The 18419-nt window shown below is 71.0% G+C and carries 20 protein-coding genes and 2 tRNA genes; 8 read left to right on the forward strand and 14 right to left on the reverse strand.

Annotated elements, in window-relative coordinates; translation table 11 throughout:
• Positions 1-30: 30 nt before the first annotated feature.
• The 4 genes from ABD811_RS22545 (at position 31) to ABD811_RS22560 (ending at position 2857) form a co-directional block, all read left to right on the forward strand.
• Positions 31-693 carry a UbiX family flavin prenyltransferase gene (locus ABD811_RS22545; protein ID WP_344951047.1) on the forward strand — a complete coding sequence of 221 codons (663 nt, stop codon included), beginning with the start codon at positions 31-33 and terminating at the stop codon, positions 691-693.
• A gap of 125 nt (positions 694-818) precedes the next feature.
• Positions 819-2243 (forward strand): non-oxidative hydroxyarylic acid decarboxylases subunit C, encoded by a 1425-nt coding sequence (locus tag ABD811_RS22550; protein ID WP_344951050.1) that lies wholly within the window; start codon positions 819-821, stop codon positions 2241-2243.
• Between the two features lie 33 nt (positions 2244-2276).
• Positions 2277-2522: a non-oxidative hydroxyarylic acid decarboxylases subunit D gene (locus tag ABD811_RS22555; RefSeq protein WP_344951053.1), complete on the forward strand. Its 246-nt coding sequence runs from the start codon at positions 2277-2279 to the stop codon at positions 2520-2522.
• A gap of 29 nt (positions 2523-2551) precedes the next feature.
• Positions 2552-2857 carry a hypothetical protein gene (locus ABD811_RS22560; protein ID WP_344951056.1) on the forward strand — a complete coding sequence of 102 codons (306 nt, stop codon included), beginning with the start codon at positions 2552-2554 and terminating at the stop codon, positions 2855-2857.
• Positions 2858-2876: 19 nt separating this feature from the next.
• On the opposite strand, the gene ABD811_RS22565 is transcribed toward ABD811_RS22560, so the two are convergent.
• Complete coding sequence (locus ABD811_RS22565; protein WP_344951059.1) at positions 2877-3200, reverse strand: ArsR/SmtB family transcription factor; 324 nt, start codon at positions 3198-3200, stop codon at positions 2877-2879.
• A gap of 51 nt (positions 3201-3251) precedes the next feature.
• Complete coding sequence (locus tag ABD811_RS22570; protein WP_344951062.1) at positions 3252-4118, reverse strand: helix-turn-helix transcriptional regulator; 867 nt, start codon at positions 4116-4118, stop codon at positions 3252-3254.
• Positions 4119-4224: 106 nt separating this feature from the next.
• Here ABD811_RS22570 and ABD811_RS22575 point away from each other — a divergent pair, with 106 nt between their 5' ends.
• Positions 4225-5292, forward strand: a complete 1068-nt coding sequence (locus ABD811_RS22575) for an aldo/keto reductase (protein WP_425549445.1) — start codon at positions 4225-4227, stop codon at positions 5290-5292.
• Positions 5293-5472: 180 nt separating this feature from the next.
• Positions 5473-6072, forward strand: coding sequence for a dihydrofolate reductase family protein (locus tag ABD811_RS22580; RefSeq protein ID WP_344951068.1), 600 nt, complete (start codon positions 5473-5475; stop codon positions 6070-6072).
• 38 nt (positions 6073-6110) lie between these two features.
• Here ABD811_RS22580 and ABD811_RS22585 read toward each other — a convergent pair whose 3' ends face one another.
• The 6 genes from ABD811_RS22585 to ABD811_RS22610 all read right to left on the reverse strand — a co-directional run bounded on the left by ABD811_RS22585 (position 6111) and on the right by ABD811_RS22610 (position 12025).
• The gene (locus tag ABD811_RS22585) at positions 6111-7232 is read right to left on the reverse strand and encodes an acetoin dehydrogenase dihydrolipoyllysine-residue acetyltransferase subunit (RefSeq protein ID WP_344951070.1); all 1122 of its coding nucleotides are present in this window, start codon (positions 7230-7232) and stop codon (positions 6111-6113) included.
• Positions 7233-7240: 8 nt separating this feature from the next.
• Positions 7241-8254: an alpha-ketoacid dehydrogenase subunit beta gene (locus ABD811_RS22590; protein WP_344951073.1), complete on the reverse strand. Its 1014-nt coding sequence runs from the start codon at positions 8252-8254 to the stop codon at positions 7241-7243.
• A gap of 25 nt (positions 8255-8279) precedes the next feature.
• Positions 8280-9275, reverse strand: coding sequence for a thiamine pyrophosphate-dependent dehydrogenase E1 component subunit alpha (locus ABD811_RS22595; protein WP_344951075.1), 996 nt, complete (start codon positions 9273-9275; stop codon positions 8280-8282).
• A gap of 30 nt (positions 9276-9305) precedes the next feature.
• On the reverse strand, positions 9306-10346 hold the full coding sequence (locus ABD811_RS22600; RefSeq protein ID WP_344951077.1) for an ATP-NAD kinase family protein: 1041 nt from the start codon (positions 10344-10346) through the stop codon (positions 9306-9308).
• 225 nt (positions 10347-10571) lie between these two features.
• Positions 10572-11351: an acetoin reductase gene (locus tag ABD811_RS22605; protein WP_344951080.1), complete on the reverse strand. Its 780-nt coding sequence runs from the start codon at positions 11349-11351 to the stop codon at positions 10572-10574.
• Positions 11352-11785: 434 nt separating this feature from the next.
• Complete coding sequence (locus tag ABD811_RS22610; protein WP_344951082.1) at positions 11786-12025, reverse strand: hypothetical protein; 240 nt, start codon at positions 12023-12025, stop codon at positions 11786-11788.
• A gap of 180 nt (positions 12026-12205) precedes the next feature.
• On the opposite strand from ABD811_RS22610, the gene lipA reads away from it, so the two are divergent.
• A complete protein-coding gene (lipA, locus tag ABD811_RS22615) occupies positions 12206-13159 on the forward strand; it encodes a lipoyl synthase (protein ID WP_344951085.1) in 954 nt (317 codons plus the stop codon).
• The gene (gene lpdA, locus ABD811_RS22620) at positions 13156-14517 is read left to right on the forward strand and encodes a dihydrolipoyl dehydrogenase (RefSeq protein ID WP_344951088.1); all 1362 of its coding nucleotides are present in this window, start codon (positions 13156-13158) and stop codon (positions 14515-14517) included. The genes lipA and lpdA overlap by 4 nt, the downstream gene beginning before the upstream one ends.
• A gap of 114 nt (positions 14518-14631) precedes the next feature.
• Here the strand turns inward: lpdA and ABD811_RS22625 are convergent, their stop codons facing one another.
• The 6 genes from ABD811_RS22625 to nadD form a co-directional block, all read right to left on the reverse strand.
• The gene (locus ABD811_RS22625) at positions 14632-15822 is read right to left on the reverse strand and encodes a serine hydrolase domain-containing protein (RefSeq protein ID WP_344951089.1); all 1191 of its coding nucleotides are present in this window, start codon (positions 15820-15822) and stop codon (positions 14632-14634) included.
• Between the two features lie 154 nt (positions 15823-15976).
• A tRNA-Ala gene (locus ABD811_RS22630) sits at positions 15977-16049 on the reverse strand.
• A gap of 301 nt (positions 16050-16350) precedes the next feature.
• Positions 16351-16423, reverse strand: a tRNA-Ala gene (locus tag ABD811_RS22635).
• Between the two features lie 86 nt (positions 16424-16509).
• On the reverse strand, positions 16510-17166 hold the full coding sequence (locus ABD811_RS22640; protein WP_344951092.1) for a histidine phosphatase family protein: 657 nt from the start codon (positions 17164-17166) through the stop codon (positions 16510-16512).
• Entirely contained in the window at positions 17159-17572 is a 414-nt protein-coding gene (gene rsfS / locus ABD811_RS22645; protein ID WP_344951095.1) for a ribosome silencing factor, read from the reverse strand. Before rsfS ends, ABD811_RS22640 begins: the two co-directional genes overlap by 8 nt.
• 217 nt (positions 17573-17789) lie before the next feature.
• Complete coding sequence (nadD, locus tag ABD811_RS22650) at positions 17790-18392, reverse strand: nicotinate-nucleotide adenylyltransferase (RefSeq protein ID WP_344951098.1); 603 nt, start codon at positions 18390-18392, stop codon at positions 17790-17792.
• Positions 18393-18419 lie beyond the last annotated feature (27 nt).

Raw genomic sequence — 18419 nt, forward strand, 5'->3', positions numbered from 1 at the left:
CGCGCCACTCGCCTTTGGGGGAGGTTCGCCGTGCGACTCGTCGTCGCCATGACGGGCGCCACCGGCGCGATCATCGGGGTGCGCCTGCTGACCGCCCTGCGCGAACTCGACGTGGAGACCCATCTGGTGGTGAGCCGCTGGGCGCGTGCCACCATCGCCGAGGAGACCCCGTACACCGTGCGCGAGGTGACCGGCCTGGCGAGCGTCAGCTACGCGCCGGACGACCAGGGCGCGGCGATCTCCAGCGGCTCGTTCCGCACGGACGGCATGGCGGTCGCGCCGTGCAGCATGAAGACCGTCGCCGGCATCCGGACCGGCTATGCCGACGACCTGATCGGCCGCGCGGCGGACGTCACGCTCAAGGAGGGCCGCCGTCTGGTCCTGCTGGCGCGGGAGGCGCCGCTGTCGACGATCCACCTGGAGAACCTGCTGGCGCTCTCCCGGATGGGCGCGACCGTGCTGCCGCCCGCACCCGCGTTCTACGACCGCCCGGCGACCGTCGCCGACATCGTCGAGCACATCGTCGGACGGACCCTGGACCAGTTCGGGCTCGACCTGCCGACGGCGCGCCGGTGGACCGGAATGCGGCAGGGCGCGCGCTCGCCGGCCGCCGCCCCCTCCCGCGACCAGCGTCCGGTGGCCGCCGCGGACCGGACCCCGGTGGACGACGACACCGTGGCCGCCACCGCCTGACCGACCCCTGCCGGGACAGCCCGCCGCTTCGTCCGGCGCCGGGCGGTTCGCCCGCGCAGCCCGGGTACGACCTGCGGAAAGCCCGTGGCCCGGAGCATCTCGCCGGGCCGTGAAGGGACACTCTCATGGCAGCCTACGACGACCTGCGCGGCTTCCTGGACACCCTGGACAAGGAAGGCCAGCTGCTGCGGATCACCGACGAGGTGATGCCGGAGCCGGACATCGCCGCGGCCGCGAACGCGGCGCCGCGGCTGGGCGACGCGGCGCCGGCGCTGTACTTCGACAACGTCACGGGCTTCACCGACGCCCGGATCGCCATGAACGTGCACGGCTCGTGGGCCAACCACGCGCTGGCGCTCGGCCTGCCGAAGGGGACCTCCATCAGGGAGCAGGTGGAGGAGTTCATCCGCCGCTGGGAGCGGTTCCCCGTCGCGCCGGAGTGGCGCGACGCGCCGCCGTGGGCGCAGAACACCATGGCGGGCGACGACGTCAACGTCTTCGACGTGCTCCCCCTGATCCGCCTCAACGACGGGGACGGTGGTTTCTACATCGACAAGGCCGCGGTCGTCTCCAAGGACCCCGACGACCCGGAGAACTCCGGCAAGCAGAACGTCGGCGTCTACCGCATCGAGGTCAAGGGCAGGCGCAGGCTCGCCCTGCAGCCCGTGCCCATGCACGACATCGCCCAGCATCTGCGCAAGGCCGAGGAGAAGGGCGAGGACCTGCCCGTCGCCATCACCCTCGGCAACGACCCGGTGATCTCCATCGTCGCCTCCACCCCGATGGAGTACGACCAGAACGAGTACGAGCTGGCCGGCGCGCTGCGCGGCGCGCCCGCCCCGGTCGCCAAGGCCCCCGTGACGGGCCTGCCGGTGCCGTGGGGCTCCGAGGTGGTGATCGAGGGAGTGATCGAGGGCCGCAAACGGGAGATCGAGGGCCCGTTCGGCGAGTTCACCGGGCACTACTCCGGCGGCCGCAACATGACCGTCATCCGCGTCGACGCGATCTCCCACCGCACCGACCCGATCTTCGAGCACCTCTACCTCGGCATGCCGTGGACGGAGATCGACTACCTGATCGCCGCGAGCACCTGCGTGCCGCTGCACCAGCAGCTCACGCGGGCGTTCCCCGAGGTCCGGGCGGTCAACGCCATGTACACCCACGGCCTGGTCGTCATCGTCTCGACGGGAAAGCGCTACGGCGGCTTCGCCAAGGCCGTCGGGATGCGGGTGCTGACCACCCCGCACGGGCTCGGCTACGCCGCCATCGTGATCGTGGTCGACGAGGACGTGGACCCCTTCAACCTGCCGCAGGTGATGTGGGCGCTGTCCACGAAGATGAACCCCGCGGGCGACCTGGTCGTCGTCCCGAACCTGTCCGTCCTGGAGCTGGCGCCCCAGGCCCAGACCCCGGGCGTGGTCGACAAGCTCATCATCGACGCCACCACCCCCGTCGAGCCCGACCGGCGCGGCAATTACGGCAACCAGGTCCGCGACCTGCCCGAGATGGGGGCCTGGCTGAGCAGGCTGCAGGCCCTCGCCGCCCGCTGACCCGTCACCCACCCGAGCGGAAGGACGCCCGACATGGCCGCGGAGACGACCATCTGCCCGCGCTGCGGGCACCAGACCATCGAGCAGCTGTACACGTCGCCGGTCCCCGGCGCCTGGGACGTGCTGCAGTGCGCCCTGTGCTTCTACACGTGGCGGACCAGCGAACCCGACCGCCGCACCCGGCGCGACGCCTATCCCGACGGCTTCAAGATGACGATCGAGGACATCGAGAACGCCCCCGAGGTCCCCACCGTCCCTCCGCTGCGCACACGACCCTGACCCCGCGCCCGCCCGCCTCGGAGACTCACATGAACACCAATCCGCCGGCCGACACCCTCATGTGGGAGGCGCGTGCCCGGCCGGGCCGCCAAGAAGAGCTGCTCGACTGGGTGGAGCAGACCGCGGTCCCCGCCCTGCTCGCCGCTGGGGCCTGCCTCGGTGTCAGCACCTACACCGGAGGGCAGGACAGGGTGGTCGTCATCGTCCACGGAACGGGCGCCCCGCCGCGTCTGCCCGACCCACCGGACGACCTGCTGCTGCGCCCGGTGCACCAATGGCCCTTCCGCCGGCACGCCACCCACCACGGCCCGGCGCCCGTCACCCCGGGCGGGTGACCGGCCGCTGGGGGCTCGGTCAGGCCTCGTCGTCGCGGTCGGGCATCGCGTCCAGATGCCGTTCGAGCGCGTCCAGCCGGTCCGACCACATCCGCCGGTAGGGCTCCAGCCAGGCGTCGATCTCCATCAGCGGCTCGGGCCGCAGCCGGTACCAGCGACGCTGGGCGTCCTGGCGGACCTCCACCAGCCCCGCCTCCCGCAGCACCTTCAGGTGCTTGGACACGGCCGGCTGGGGCAGCGGCAGCCGCTCCACCAGGTCCCCGACCATGCGCTCACCCCCGCGCAGCAGGTCGAGGATCTGCCTGCGCCGCGGTTCCGCGAGCACCTCGAACGTCGTCGCCACCCCACGAATATAACCGCGACGGAATATAGGGGCAATCCCTCCGCCCCGGCGTCAGTGCGGCCGGCCGTCGGGAGCGCCGACGGACTGCAGGGGGCGGGCGGCGCGGCCGATGAGAGCGTCGAGGGCGGCCTGGGACGCCGGGTCGGCGGCGCGGTAGATCACCAGCCGGTGGTGCGGTTCCTGCAGCGGGGACAGCACCTCGAACTCGATGGTGAGCGGGCCCGCGTCCGGATGCGCCAGGCGCTTGTGGCCGCGTCCGTTCACCTTGACGTCGCGCTGCGCCCACAGCCGGGCGAACTCCTCGCTGCCCGCGGTCAGCGAGGCGACCAGGCCGGTCAGCGCGGTGTCGTCGGGGTGGGCGGCGCAGGCGGCCCGCAGGTCGGCGATGCCCTCACGGAGCACCAGGTCGCGGTCGCGGAAGAAACCCCGCAACGCCGGATGCATCACGCACAGCCACATCGCGTTGCGGTGCTCGTCGGGCAGTTCACCGAAGTCGAGCATCAGCGCGGACATCTCGCGGTTCCAGGCGATGATGTCGAAGCGATGGTCCAGCAGCATCGCGGGCAGCGGCGACAGGTCGTCCACCAGCCGCGCCAGCGAGGCCGGGGGCCGGACGAGGCGCGGCGGCCGGACGGACGGGCGCTGCCCCGCCAGGTCGAACAGGTAGGAGCGTTCGTCGTCGCTCAGCCGCAGGGCGCGGGCGAGGGCGTCCAGCACGCTCGCCGACGGCCGCAGGCCCCGGCCCTGCTCCAGGCGGACCACGTAGTCGACGCTGACGCCGGCCAGCTCGGCGACCTCCTCGCGGCGCAGACCGGGGGTGCGCCGGGGCCGCCGCGACTCCGGAAGCCCGACGTCGGACGGAGCCAGACGCTCACGGCGCGTCCGCAGGAACGCCGCCAGTTCCCGGGTGGTGTCCATCGCCCTGATCCTACGTCCGGGTGGGAAGACCTTTCCCAGGAAGAGGTCTCCCTGGCCGTCCCCTCACCGGCGCCGCAGTCTGGACGCTGCATACGACACGAGGGGAATGCACGTGGAACTGGACACCTACCGTTTGCTGGGCCGTTCGGGGCTGCGCGTCTCGCCGATCTCGCTGGGCACGATGACGTTCGGCACCGACTGGGGATGGGGCGCGGACGAGGCCGAGTCCCGCCGGATCTTCGACGCCTACGTCGACCGGGGCGGCAACTTCGTCGACACCGCCAGCCAGTACACCGGCGGCACCTCCGAACGGCTGGTCGGCAGGTTCGCCAAGGACCGGCGGGACCGCCTGGTGCTGGCCACCAAGTACTCGATGGCCTCGCGTCCGGGCGACCCGAACTCCGGCGGCAACCACCGCAAGAGCATGGTCAACTCGGTCGAGCAGAGCCTGCGCCGTCTGGACACCGACTACATCGACCTGCTGTACCTGCACGCCTGGGACTTCACCACCCCCGTCGAGGAGGTGCTGCGCGGCCTGGACGACCTCGTCCGGTCGGGCAAGGTGCTGTACGTGGGGATCTCCGACACCCCCGCCTGGCAGGTCTCCCGCATGCAGGCGATCGCCGACCTGCGCGGCTGGGCCCCGCTGGTCGCGCTGCAGGTGGAGTACAGCCTGGCGCAGCGCACCACCGAACGCGACCTGATCCCGATGGCGCGGGAGATGGGCCTGGGCGTCGTCCCGTGGTCGCCGCTGGCCAGCGGCGTGCTGACCGGCAAGTACACCCGCGCCGACCTCGACCACGGCGGCGGCGAGGGAGAGGTCACGGGCACCCGCAAGAACGTCGCGGCCGCCAACGGGGCGCTGACCGAACACGCCCTGGACATCGCCGACACGGTACGGGACGTCGCCGCCGAGATGGGCCGGACGCCGTCGCAGGTCGCGATCGCCTGGACGCTGCTCAACCCGGGCGTCACCGCGCCGATCACCGGCGCCCGCACCCTCGCCCAACTGGAGGACAACCTCGGGGCCTTGGAGGTGACCTTCACCGACGACCAGCGGGCCGCCCTGGAGAAGGTCAGCGAGATCGAGCTGGGCTTCCCGCACGACTTCCTGAACCTCCCCATGCCCCGCGGCGTCATCTTCGGCGGCGCCCGCATCGAACCCCGCGCCTGACCGACCGCGCCACGCTCCCCCGGCCGCGCCTCGACCACATGACCAGCGCGGCCGGGGTCCGGCGTCACGCCGCCGCTGTCGTCCGGAATCCGCTGAGAAATTTCTCCTGAGCCATGTAGAGACCTCCCCCGCCGCTCCGACCCCCTGTGAAACGACACCACCCCACAGGGAGGCGAAGAGATGAGCAAGGTCACCAGTGACATGGCGATGTCGATCGACGGGTACGTGGCGGGCCTGCACCAGAGCCTGGACGACCCGTTCGGCGAAGGCGTCGGCGAGCGTCTGCACCGCTGGATGTTCGACGAGCCCGAGGCGCACAAGGCGGTGCTGGACGGCATCGTCGCGGCGGGCGCGTTCGTCATGGGACGCAACATGTTCAGCCCCGGCCGCGGCGAGTGGGACCTGGACTGGACCGGCTGGTGGGGCGAGGAACCCCCGTACCACGCGCCGGTGTTCGTCCTGACCCACCACCCCCGCGAGCCGCTGACCATGAAGGGCGGCACGACGTTCGTCTTCGTCACCGACGGCATCGAGGCCGCCCTGGCCGCGGCGCGCGAGGCCGCCGGCGACCGCGACGTCGCGATCGCGGGCGGCGCGCAGACGGTCAACCAGTACCTGGCGGCCGGACTGATCGACGAACTGCGCCTGCACGTCGCCCCGGTGATCCTCGGCCGGGGCGAGCGGCTGTTCGACGGCGTCGGCGACACGAACCTCGAACCGGTCGGCACCCCGACCGGCACCGCCCTCGTCACCCACCTGACGTACCGGGTGGTGCGGTAGCGTCCTGGCGCGTCATGCCGGCGCCAGACGAACGATGCTCAGCCCTTCAGTGCCTTGGTGACGGCGCCGACCACGGCGGAAGGCTGTTCCATGTGCACCATGTGACCGGCGTCGTCGACGTAGGTGATTTGGGCGCGGCCGGTCAGCGTCCCGGCGTTGTCGACGGGCAGCACCTGATCGGCCCGGCCCCACACCACCCGCACCGGAGCGCCGATCCTGTCGAGCAGGCCGTCCACGTCGATGCCGGGCCGGTCGCCGTCGAGCAGGGTGCCGAGCAGTGTGTCGAGCGCCTGTGGCACGCCGTCGAGCCGCTTGTACTTCATCAGGTCATCGGCCAGTTGCCGGGTGACCTGCGAGGGGTCGGCGAACAGTTTGGTCAGGTGCGGTTTCAGCTCGCGGCGGGACGAGGCGCCGGCGAATCCGCGCAGGTATCCGGCGTCGATGGCGGTGCCGTAACCGGCGGGCGCCACGAGTGTCAGCGACGCGACCTTGCCCGGTTCGCGGGCGGCGGCCGCGGTGACCACGGCGCCGCCGAGCGAGTGGCCGACCAGGTGGACCCGGGTGACGCCCCGCTGCTCAAGGAAGCCGAGCACGGCGCCCGCGAGCGTGTCCAGGGAGCCGTCGCCGACGTCCTTGGTGGACTCGCCGTGACCGGGCAGGTCGATCGCGTGCACCGTGGCCTCGGCGGACAGCGGTTCCTGCACGAACAGCCAGGAGTTCTTGTCGCCGCCGTAGCCGTGCACGAGCAGCACGGTCTCCTCCCCCTCGCCGAGGGTGGCGTAGGAGATGCTCCGCCCGTCCACGGTCACCGTGCCGGTGATCGGCCCGGCGACCTCCGCGACCGCGCCGGAGTCCAGTTCCTCCCGGGCGGCGCGGGCGACCTGGTCGATCAGCTCGTCCGGCACGTCGGCGGGCGCGATGAGCGCGATGGTGGCGCCGACCGGGATGTCCTCGTTCACCTCGGCGATGAGCCGCCGTACGACACCCGACCCGGTGGCCTCCAGAGCGCCCGTGATCTTGTCGGTGTCGATGTCGGCCAGCTCGTCGCCGTCGGTCACCTCGTCACCCTCGGCCACGATCCAGCCGGTGACCTTGCCGCTGGTCATCGACAGGCCCCATTTGGGCATGGTGACCTTCGTGATGGTGTCTTCGGTACTCACGGCTTTCGTCACTTCTTCCAATCCATGGTCTTCTTGACGGCGTTGGTCACCTTCTGCGCGTCCGGGATGTAGAGCGACTCGAGAGACTGCGCGAACGGGACGGGCGTGTGCGGCGCGGTCACCATCGCGATGGGCGCCCGCAGCGCACCGAAGGCCTCCTGGGCCACCAGGCCGGAGATGTCGGAGGCCATGCCGCAGCGCGGGTTCGCCTCGTCGACGATCACGAGGCGGCCGGTGTTCTCGACGCTCTCCAGGATCGTCTCGGTGTCGAGCGGGCTGGTGGTGCGCGGGTCGATGATCTCCGCCTCGATGCCCTGGCCGGCCAGTTCCGCGGCCGCCTGCTCGGCCATCGCCACCATGCGGCCCAGTGCCACGATCGTGACGTCGTCGCCGTCACGGACCACGTTGGCCTCGCCGAACGGGATCGTGTAGCTGTCCTCGGGTACCTCGCCGGTGACGTCGTACATGGCCTTGTGCTCGCAGAAGATCACCGGATCGTTGTCCCGGATGGACTGGATGAGCAGGCCCTTGGCCTCGTACGGGCTGGAGGGCAGCACGACCTTCAGGCCGGGGATGTGCGTGAAGACCGGGTACAGGCACTGGGAGTGCTGCGCGGCGGCGTTGAGGCCCGCGCCGTACATGGTGCGCACCACCACGGGGGTTTCGGCCTTGCCGCCGAACATGTAGCGGAATTTGGCGGCCTGGTTGAAGATCTGGTCGAAGCAGACGCCCATGAAGTCGATGAACATCAGTTCCGCGACCGGGCGCAGGCCACGCGTGGCGGCGCCGACCGCGGCGCCGATGAACGCGGACTCGCTGATCGGGGTGTCCAGTACCCGGCCGGGGAAGCGGTGGTAAAGCCCTTTGGTGACGCCGAGAACGCCGCCCCACGCGTCGTCGTCGCCGGGGCTGCCGGCGCCGCCCGCGTTGTCCTCGCCGATGACGATGACCGAGGGGTCCCGTTCCATCTCCTGCGCGAGCGCCTCGTTGATCGCTTCGCGGTAGCTGATCGTCCGTGCCATGACTCGCTCCTGGAAGTCCTTCGGGTCAGTAGGTGACGTAGACGTCGGTGGTCAGGTCGGCGGCGGTCGGCTTCGGCGCCAGCTTCGCCTCGGCGACCGCGGCGTCGATGAGGTCGGCGACCTGGGCGTCGATCCCGTCCAGGGCCGACGCGTCCAGTTGGCCGCTCTCGGTGACGCGGGCGCGGAAGCGCTTGAGGCAGTCCAGCGTCTCGCGGGCACGGGCGACCTCGTCGGCGCGGTAGGTCTGCTGGTCGCCCTCGAAGTGGCCGAAGTAGCGGGTGAACTTGATCTCGATCAGCGTCGGGCCACCACCCTCGCGGGCCCGCTGGACGGCCTCCCCCGCCGCCTCGTACACGGCGAAGAAGTCGAACCCGTCCACGATCACGCCCGGCATGCCGAACCCGGCGGCGCGGTCGGCGATGTTGTCCGCGGCCACCGACCACGTGCTCGACGTCGCCTCGGCATAGCCGTTGTTCTCCGCCACGAAGATCGCCGGCAGGTTCCACACCGACGCCAGGTTCATCGCCTCCAGCGTCGTCCCCTGGTTGCTCGCGCCGTCGCCGAAGAACGCGACTCCGACCCCGCCCGTGCCCTGCAGCTTGGCGGCCAGCGCGGTGCCGCAGATCAGCGGCGGGCCGCCACCGACGATGCCGTTGGCGCCGAGCATGCCCTTGGACAGATCGGCGATGTGCATCGAGCCGCCCTTGCCGTGACACGACCCCGTCTTGCGGCCGTAGATCTCGGCCATCATCGACTTGACGTCCACGCCCTTGGCGATGCAGTGGCCATGGCCTCGGTGGGTGCTGGCGATCGAGTCCCGCTCGTCGAGGTGCGCGCAGACCCCGGTCGCGGAGGCTTCCTCACCCGCGTAGAGGTGCACGAACCCGGGGATCTCGCCGGTGGCGAACTCCTCGTGCAGCCGTTCCTCGAAGTCACGGATGGTGCGCATCGTCCGGTAGGCGTCGAGCAACGCCTTCTCGTCGAGCCCCAGTGAGATCCGGTCCGGCTGGGTGGTCGTCATCGTGACCGTCCTTTCTGGATGAACGTCGCTTCATTGACGGGGAGAAAGCTCGTGCCGGAGCAGGCCCGCCCTGGCCGCGTGGGTCATGGCGGCCGTGATGTCGACACAGCGGGGACCGTCCGCCCGGAGCCGCACGGCCGCCGCGCCGCCGTGCAGTTCGATCTCACGCTCGCCGTCGACCGCGACCACCCCCTGGCGGGTGGTCACCTCGATCCGCTCGCCGACGCGCAGAGGACGCCAGTCGGCCACCCCGACGGGCAGCACCAGTCCCGGAGCGATCGGTGCGTGAACGACGGTGGTCGCCCGCTCGACCGGGCACAGCCGCAGGACGACGCCGTCAGGCTCGTCCCGCGGACTCGGGCAGAGCAGGCCCGGGATCGAGGACAGGCCGATCGCGTCCGGCTCGGCGAAGGTGCAGTAGAGCTCGGTCAGCGCGTCGGGGTGCCACAGGGCCCTGGAGCCCACATAGCGTGCGGTGGACACGCCGACGTCGACCAAGGCCAGTTCACTGCGATCCCCGCTGGTCACCTCAAGGACGGTCGCCCTGTTCGTGGCCAGGGAGATGTCGACGGCGCCGGTGGCGACCAGGCCCGCCGCCAGACCCGCGACGGTCGCCTCCCGCAGTTCGGGAAAGGCGTTGTTGGTCCCCGTGGACAGCGACAGCAGCGGTATGTCGTGGCCGGGGCCCGCGAGCATCGCGGCCGTGGCCACGCGGGCCGTCCCGTCACCGCCGAGGCAGATGATCACCTGGGCTCCGGCGGCGACCATGCGGCGCACCGCGTTGGTGGTGTCCTCGGCGCCGTTGGTGATGGCGTCGTCGTCGACGAAGCGGACCTCGGGCCACGGCGTGGCGGTCTTGGGCCGGTTGCGGACGGCGCGCAGCACGTTGGCGGAGATCCCGCCCAGGTCGACGGAGACGAACACCTTCTCGACACCCACCACGCCCAGAGCGGTGAACATGCGCTGCACCATGTTGGCCTTCTCGGCCGTGGGGAAGACCGACGCACTGGCCACCAGCCGCCGGATGTCCCGGCCCGATGCGGGATTGGCCACGATGCCCACCGCGGTCATGCTGCAAAACCCCTTTCACCGGCCGATGCGGCCACCGTCCTGGCGACCGCCGCGGTCATGGAACTACGGAAACCGGCCGGGCCGACAGGGTTGCCAGGAGTTGCAAACCTCGCCGACGCCGCCCCCTGCGCACCCCTGTTGCGGCGCCGCTTGACGCACACATTGCGACCGTCACCGCCGGCCTCGACGTCGCGGACCGGCCGGAAGCGCGGATGAAACGGCGGGTCAGCGCATCACGAGGCCTCCGTCGATCATCACGGACTGTCCGGTCATGTAGTCGGAGTCCGGGCCGGCCAGATAGGACACGAAGGCGGCGACGTCCTCGGGGGTCTGCACGCGGCCGAGCGGGATACCGGCGGCGTACCGTTCGAGCGCCTGTCCCTTGCCCAAGCCGAGGTGTGCGCCGAGCTTGCCGTCGATCAGATCCCACATGTCGGTGCCGACGATGCCGGGGCAGTAGGAGTTGACGGTGATGCCGTGTGGCGCGAGTTCCTTGGCCGCGGCCTGGGTCAGGCCCACGACGCCGAACTTCGTCGCCGAATACGCGCCGAGGTAGTCGAACCCGGAGTGCCCGGCGATCGAGGCGGCGTTGATGATCTTCCCGCCGGTGCCCTGCGCGCGCATCCGGGCCGCGGCGGCCTGCAGACAGTAGATGACGCCGAACACGTTGACCCGGAACAGGGTCTCCAGTTCGTCCGGTGTCACCTCGGTGAGCGGCTTGACCTGTGCGATACCCGCGTTGGACACCATCACGTCAAGCCGCCCCAGCGCGTCGACCGTCGTGTCGACGAGGCCGAAGACGGCGTCCCGATCGCTCACGTCGGCCGGCAGCGCCACCGCTCGACGCCCGAGCGCTTCGATCTCCTCGGCCACCGCCTGGGCGCTTTCGGCGCGCACGTCGTTGACGGCGATGTCCGCGCCGTCCGCGGCGAGACGCAGGGCGATCGCCCGGCCGATGCCGCGGCCGGCGCCCGTCACGACGGCCACTTTGCCTTCGATGCTCATTCGGGTCTCCTTACGAGGGTTGATCGGTTTCAGGTTGAGGGAGGCCGTGGCCGTTCAGGCAGAGCACGTAGAACAGCGTCCACAGCACCATCCAGCCCAGCGCGCTGCCGTGCATCGCGCCTGCCACGACCGGTTCGTGGAGCACCGGCCGGGCGACAGGAACGTCGCGATGCCGACCACGAACGTCACGGCGATGCGCCCCAGGTAGTCGACGGCGGCGTTCGGCCCTTTCGGCCGGTTGCCGAACGCGTTGGCCCCGCCGTGTTGGAGGCGTACCAGGGCAGTGCACGCCGCGCCTCGGCACGGCGAATGGGCGTGGTCGTCGTCATGGCGGGAACTCCTTCGGCTCGCCGAGTCGGCAGCGGTGGCGGATCACCTGGGCACCGTGATACGCGCCACAGGCTGGGCGGCCAACGGTTGCAGCGGAGTTGCAGTCAGCCCGCGGCGGTGCACAGCGGGCGCGGTGGAGCCGGGCAGCAGGTCGCCAGGATGCGCGGGCCGCTGCACGTCACCTCGACGCGATCGTGGAACCGGTACGGACGGTGCCGAAGGACGCTGCCCAAATGCCGCCGCACCCGCGACATCTCGGCGCGGACGGTCACCGTCCTCCCCGCGTCGCCGAAGATGGCGCACGCCATGGGACGCATCTCGGACCAGCGCTTCCCGCAGGTCATACGGACGGTGCCCAGTGCCGTCCAAGAGTTGCACGGGCGTTGCGTCGCCGGATGGGTGCGGGGGCGACATGCGTATCGAGATCCCGTCGATGCCGTACCGCATCGAGCACCGGCATTCGGCCTCCGTTGCAACAGCGCGCAACCCTTGGCCGGCACGCCCGGAGCGCAGACAGTGGCCCGATGACCGCAGTACGACCACAGGGCCGGAAGCTGCTGCGCCTCGAGGTGCGCAACAGCCGCACGCCGATCGAGCAGAAACCGCCGTGGATCAAGGCGAGGGTCCGGCTCGGTCCGCAGTTCACCGAGCTGCAGCGCCTCGTGCGCTCCGAGGGGCTGCACACGGTGTGCCAGGAAGCGGCCTGCCCCAACATCTTCGAGTGCTGGGAAGACCGCGAGGCCACCTTTCTCATCGGGGGCGAGGTGTGCACCCGGCGCTGCGACTTCTGCGACATCGGCACCGGCAAGCCGTCCGCCGTGGACGCCGACGAGCCCCGCCGGGTCGCCGAGTCGGTGCGCGCCATGGGGCTGCGGTACGCCACCGTCACCGGCGTCGCGCGCGACGACCTCCCCGACGAGGGAGCCCGCCTGTACGCCGAGACCGTGCGGCAGATCCACGAGCTCAACCCGGGAACCGGCGTCGAACTGCTGATCCCCGACTTCAGCGGCGACACCGCGCTGCTGGACGAGGTTTTCACCGCGCGGCCCGAGGTGCTGGCGCACAACATCGAGACGGTCCCCCGGGTGTTCCGGCGCATCCGGCCCGGCTTCGACTACCTGCGCTCCCTCGACGTGCTCGCCCAGGCCCACGCGGCGGGCCTGGTGACCAAGTCGAACCTCATCCTCGGGCTGGGCGAGACCTCCGGCGAGGTGATCGAGTCGCTGCGCGACCTGCGCGCCGCCGGCTGTGACCTGGTCACCATCACCCAGTACCTGCGGCCGTCCCCACGGCATCATCCCGTGGCGCGGTGGGTGCGCCCCGAGGAGTTCGTGCGGCTGCGCGAGACCGCGCTCGAGATGGGATTCGCGGGTGCGATGTCCGGGCCGCTGGTGCGGTCGTCCTATCGCGCCGGACGGCTCTACGCGGAGGCCCAGGCGCGCCGGACGGGTACACGACGACGAGGAGAGCGGACATGACGGATCTGGTGATCCTGGGCGGCGGATCGGGGGGCTACGCCGCGGCGTTCCGCGCGGCCGAACTCGGTCTGTCCGTGACGCTGATCGAGAAGGACAAGCTGGGCGGCACCTGCCTGCACCGCGGCTGCATTCCCACCAAGGCGCTCCTGCACGCGGCGGAGGTCGCCGACACCGCCCGCGAGGGCGAGCACTTCGGCGTCAAGACCACCCTCGCGGGCATCGACATGGCGGGCGTGCACAAGTACAAGGACGGCATCGTCACGCGCCTGTACAAGGGGCTGCAAGGGCTGGCCAAGGCCCACCGGATCACCCTGGTCGAAGGGGCCGGAACGTTTCTGGGGGACAACACCGTCGAGGTGGACGGCGTCCGCCACACCGGCAGGCACACGATCCTGGCGACCGGCTCCTTCCCCCGCGCTCTGCCCGGTCTTGAGCTCGGCGGGCGCATCATCACCAGCGACCAGGCGCTGACCCTGGACCACGTGCCGGAGCGCGTGGTCGTGTTGGGGGGCGGGGTGATCGGGGTGGAGTTCGCCTCCGTGTGGGCCTCCTTCGGCGCGCACGTCACCATCGTCGAGGCCCTGCCGCGCCTGCTGCCCACCGAGGACGAGTTCGCCTCGAAACTTCTCGAGCGGGCCTTCCGCCGCCGCAAGATCGCGTGCAGGACCGGGGTGAAGGTCATCGGCGCCGCCCAGACCGCCACGGGCGTGTCGGTCGCCCTGGAGACCGGGAACGACCTCGACGCCGACCTCGTGCTGGTCGCCGTGGGACGCGGCCCGAACACCGCCGGGCACGGCTTCGACGAAGCCGGGGTCGCGATGGAACGCGGATTCGTGACCGTCGACGAGCGGCTGCGCACCAACCTGCCGGGCACCTACGCCGTCGGCGACATCGTCGCCGGGCCGCAACTGGCGCACCGCGGCTTCGCCCAGGGCATCTTCGTCGCCGAAGACATCGCCGGGCTCGCCCCCCGCCCGATCGACGACACCGGGATCCCGCGCGTCACGTACTCACACCCCGAAGTCGCCTCCGTCGGCCTCACGGAAGAGCAAGCCGAACGGAAATACGGAACGCGGGTCACCACCCTCACCTACGACCTCGGCGGCAACGGCAGGAGCCAGATCCTCAAGACGTCCGGCGCCATCAAGCTCGTCCGCGTGTCCGACGGCCCCGTGGTCGGTCTGCACATGGTCGGCGACCGTGTGGGTGAACTCATCGGCGAAGCCCAGTTGATCCACCACTGGCAGGCCGAACCGGACGAGGTGGCCTCCCTGATCCACGCGCATCCGACCCAGAACGAGGCTCTCGGCGAGGCCATGCTCGCCCTGGCCGGAAAACCACTCCACACACACGCGTGAGCGGAACACCCGGAAACGGGGACACGGCACCCCGACCGGCACCGCCCTGGTCACCCATCTCACCTACCGCGTGGCCCGGTAGTCCGGCACAGGACGGAGGCGGTGGAAGGCCCGTCAGCGGGTTGCGCAGAGCGCGTGGTCGACCAGCGTGGAGGCCGCCGCGTCCTGGCGCAGCAGGCTGTCCATCGAGTCCTGCAGCTCGGTGGACAGCGACAGCACCACCCCGCGCCGGCCGTCGTCGGTGAAGCCGTTCCTCGTCATGTAGCCGGTGATGTCTCCGCTGTGGCCCCAGTACCTGCCGCCGCACGACAGCGGACGGGAGAACAGCCCGAGCCCGTACCGGGCACCGGGCCAGATCTTCTGGTACTCATCGCTGACCGGGACGGTCCGCTTCATCTGCGCCAGCTGAGCCGGACGCAACAGCTCGCCTTCGAACAACGCCCGGAAGAACCTCGCCAGGTCGCCGGTGGTGGAGACGATGCCGCCGCCGGAGGCCGCGGTGTAGCCCTCGCGGTTGCGCGTCACGTCCACAAGCTCGCCGCCGGCATAACGGGCGTAGCCGTGGGCGTGCGGACGCGGCAGGTCAGGTGAAAGCCCCGGGAAGCCGGTGTGCCGCAGACCGAGCGGCCGGACGATGCGCCGGTCGACCTCCGCGTCCCAGGGACGCCCGGTCACCCGCTCGATGACCATGCCGAGCAGGATGTACCCGGTGTTGGAGTAGTTCCATCCGGTACCGGGCGCGAAGTCGGGCCGGTGGCGCATGGCCCGCGTCACGAGCTGCTGCGGCGGATTGACGTCGAACCGGTGCCGGTAGAAGTCGGCGGGAGTTTCCCAGCCCGGCCAGTCGTCGTGGATGCCGCTGGTGTGCTGCAGCAGATGCCGAAGGGTGATCTTCCTGCCGTCGTTGCCGTTGCCGCGCACCACACCCGGCAGCCGGCGTTCCACCGTGTCGTCCAGCGACAGCCTGCCCTCCCCGGCGAGCTGCAGCACCACGGTCGCGGTGAAGGTCTTGGTCGCGCTGCCGATCCGGAACCGCCCGTCCGGCGGCACGGGACGCCCCGTGACGACGTCACCCACCCCGCCCGTGGCGACGACGTCGCGGCCGCCACGCGACACGCGCGCCTGGACGCCTGTGACGCCCAGCGCGGTGATGGCTTCGATGTCATGCCGCAGCCGCCCCGCGTCATGGGACCGGGTGGCCGCGGACGCCGTGGCCGCCCCGCACACGGTCAGGGCGAACACGGTCGGCAGTACGAGGAGCCGCAATGACAACGAGCCGGGCAGAACCTGCGAAGTGGTGGTCATGCCCGGACGATAAGCCGGACGGTCTCCCGCAGACGATGACGCCCACCGGTGAAGAAAAACTATGGCCCGCCGTAGTGCGAACCGAGCCGACGGCACCTTCCAGAAAAAGCCACGCCCCCGTCCCAACCGAGACGAGGGCGTTTCCGCTACGGGGTGGAGCTATGGGGATTCGAACCCCAGACCTCCTCCATGCCATGGAGGCGCGCTACCAACTGCGCCATAGCCCCGGACGCCGGTCCAACCGACCAACGAAAAGCTTAGTGCACCCGAGACACCACTCGCGCCACCCACACCCACCCCGCGAGCAAAACCGACGCACCGCCACCGCAGACGTGGCACCTCACCCTACGAGCCGCCATGCCCGTCGGCGATGCCGCTTTGCGAAGCTCACCGAGCAAGCCAAGCCGGGGGCGGCGAGCGTTCAACGCGAGCCGCAGCCGGGGGGCTCCGGGGGGTCGCCCCTCGGGAGAAACGACGAGAGCCGATGGGGAAGCAGCGAGCTGCGACCACACCGGCCCTCGGATCGAGTGGAGCTATGGGGATTCGAACCCCAGACCTCCTCCATGCCATGGAGGCGCGCTACCAACTGCGCCATAGCCCCGCCGCTGCGTGGACGTTCATCCCGCAGCGCTCCGCCAGTGTATAGGAACAGGGGCCGTGGACTCGAATCGAATATCGGGCGGTGGGTCAGGCACCGTTGTCGGTGCGGTCGTCGCTGAGGACGGGTTCGGGGAGGGTGCCGGCGTTGTGCTCGGCCAGGCGCCAGCCACCGTTGCGCCGTTCGGCGAGGACGGACCAGCAGCAGTTGGACAGGCTGCCGATGTTGTCCCAGACGTCTTCGGGGAGGCCGAGCATCTGGGACATGCCGAGGCGGATCGCGGCGCCGTGGGAGGCGACGACGAGCAGGCCGTCGGGGGGCAGGTCGTCCATGGCGCGTTCGAGGGCGGCGCTGACGCGCTTGCCGACCTGGGCGGCGGTCTCGCCGCCGGGGGGCTGCCAGGCGGCGCGCTCGGCCGGGTAGCGTTCGCGGATCTCCTTGCCGGTGAGGCCCTCCCAGGCGCCGCCGTCGCGTTCGACCAGGTCGGGGTCGTGCCGGACGGGCAGGCCGGTGACGGCGGCCAGGGCGTCGGCGGTGCGGGCGGCCCGCTGCAGGGGCGAGGCCAGGATCGCGGTGGGGCGCAGCGCCGCCAGCAGCCGGGCCGCGCGTTCGGCCTGCCGGACGCCGGTCTCGTCGAGCGGGACGTCGGTCCGGCCCTGGAAGCGGTTCTCGACGTTCCAGAGGGTCTGGCCGTGGCGCCAGAGGACGAGGGTGCGTTTGCCGGGGGTCCTGCGGGGCTCAGTCACGCGGGCTCCCCACGGCGCGGGGGCGCTGGGCGGCGTGGGCGTTGATGCTGTCGGGCAGCTCGATGAGGGGGCAGTCCTTCCACAGCCGCTCCAGGCTGTAGTAGCCGCGTTCCTCCTCGTGCTGGATGTGCACGATGACGTCGACGTAGTCGAGCAGCACCCAGCGGCCCTCGCGTTCGCCCTCGCGGCGGACGGGCTTGGCGCCGGCGTCCTCGCGCAGGCGCTTCTCGACCTCGTCGACGATGGCGCGGACCTGCCGGTCGTTGGGCGCCGAGCACAGCACGAAGGCGTCGGTGATCACCAGCTGCTCGCTGACGTCGTAGGCAAGGATGTCGTCGGCCAGCTTGTCGCTCGCCGCCTCGGCGGCGAGCCGGACCAGCTGCACGGCCCTGTCGGATGCGGTCACGATGCGCTCGCGATCCTCCCTGTCGGGGACGGTTCCCGGATACACCCTCTCACGGGCGCTGGGAACGGGCCCCGTTCGTTGTCGTGTCCCGGTGCGGCCAGGTCCTCCGGCACCGGGCGGTCCCTTTCCAGGGTATGGCCCGCGCCGCGTCGCGGGGAAACCAATATCAGGTGATGTCCGGGCAGGTCAGGGCGATGACACCCTAGTGACCCCCCGGTCAGGCGGCCTGGTCGTGATACAGGGCCCGCTTGTTGATGTACTGGACGATCCCCTCCGGCACCAGGTACCAGATCGGCTCGCCCGCGCGGACCCGGTCCCGGCACTCGGTGGAGGAGATCGCCAGGGCGGGCACCTCCATCAGGCTGACCCGGCCGTTGGGCAGCCCCGGGTCGGCCAGCTTGTGGCCGGGGCGGGTGCAGCCGATGAAGTGCGCCAGCTCGAACAGTTCCTCGGCGTCGTGCCAGGTGAGCATCTTGGCCAGGGCGTCGGCGCCGGTGATGAAGAACAGTTCGGTGTCGGGGCCGTGCAGGCGGCGCATGTCGCGCAGGGTGTCGACGGTGTAGGTGGGGCCGGGCCGGTCGATGTCGATCCGGCTGACCGAGAACCGGGGGTTGGACGCGGTGGCGATCACGGCCATGAGGTAGCGGTCCTCGGCGGGGGTGATCAGGCGGCCCTCCTTGTGCGCGGAGCGGCCGGTGGGCACGAACACCACCTCGTCCAGCGAGAAGACGTGGGCGACCTCGCTGGCGGCCACCAGGTGGCCGTGGTGGATGGGGTCGAACGTGCCGCCCATGATCCCCAGTCGCCGCTTTTGCGTCATGGCGACGAGAATAGCCAGCGGCGGGCG

The sequence above is a fragment of the Actinomadura miaoliensis genome, from assembly GCF_039536785.1.
Classification (GTDB): domain Bacteria; phylum Actinomycetota; class Actinomycetes; order Streptosporangiales; family Streptosporangiaceae; genus Spirillospora; species Spirillospora miaoliensis.